The 626-nt window shown below is 71.1% G+C and carries 1 protein-coding gene; it reads right to left on the bottom strand.

Going from position 1 to position 626, the window contains the following annotated elements; genetic code table 11:
- Nucleotides 1–591: FliH/SctL family protein (locus INT12_RS31810; protein WP_193059237.1), on the bottom strand; the 591-nt coding region annotated here is incomplete at its 3' end.
- Nucleotides 592–626: the final 35 nt, after the last annotated feature.

Here is a 626-nt window from a genome sequence, read left to right as displayed (position 1 = left end):
GCGCAGGCGCGCTTCGAGGGTGCCGTCGATGCGCACGGCTTCGGCGTGCACGCGCAGGTCGCCACGGCTCAGGGTGAGGTCGGCGGTGAGGCGCTGGGTGGGCGAGAGCTGCAGCAGCGGAGCAAGCGCGGCGATGTCGTCAGGGTGCAGGCGCACTTCGACCTCGCGGTTGGCACCGCCCACTGCGTCAACCGCTTCGCCGACCAGCTGCGCGAGCAGGGCCGGGTCGGCCTCGTAGGCGCGGCCGACCAGGGTGCCGGCAATGCGCACGGCCAGTTCGCCAAGCGCGGCCACCACTTCGTTTTCCAGCCGCGCCAACGGGCGGCCGAAATTGTCGAGGATGCCTTCGATCTGGGCCACCAGGCGGCGCACTTCGGCCTGGCCCTGGGCCTGGCCGTCGGCATGGCCCTGTTCGAAGCCGTCCTTTTCCGCGGCGTCCTGGATCGCCTGGATTTCCTCCAGGGTGGGCAGCTGCAGCAGCGGTTCGGGCTCGTGTTCGGCGACCGGTTCGTCGAGGTCGTAATGGTCGTCCTGCGGGGCGGCAGGGGCTGCCAGCAGGTCCGGGGCAAGCCAGCGCACGGCGTGGTTCACAGCATGGCCTCCGCGTTGCCGCCGATGGTGACGGT

This window comes from Pseudomonas sp. K8, from assembly GCF_014889455.1.
GTDB classification, from domain to species: Bacteria; Pseudomonadota; Gammaproteobacteria; order Pseudomonadales; family Pseudomonadaceae; genus Aquipseudomonas; species Aquipseudomonas veronii.
The sequence above is the reverse complement of the archived record's forward strand: the minus strand, read 5'-3'. Positions and strand labels throughout refer to the sequence as shown.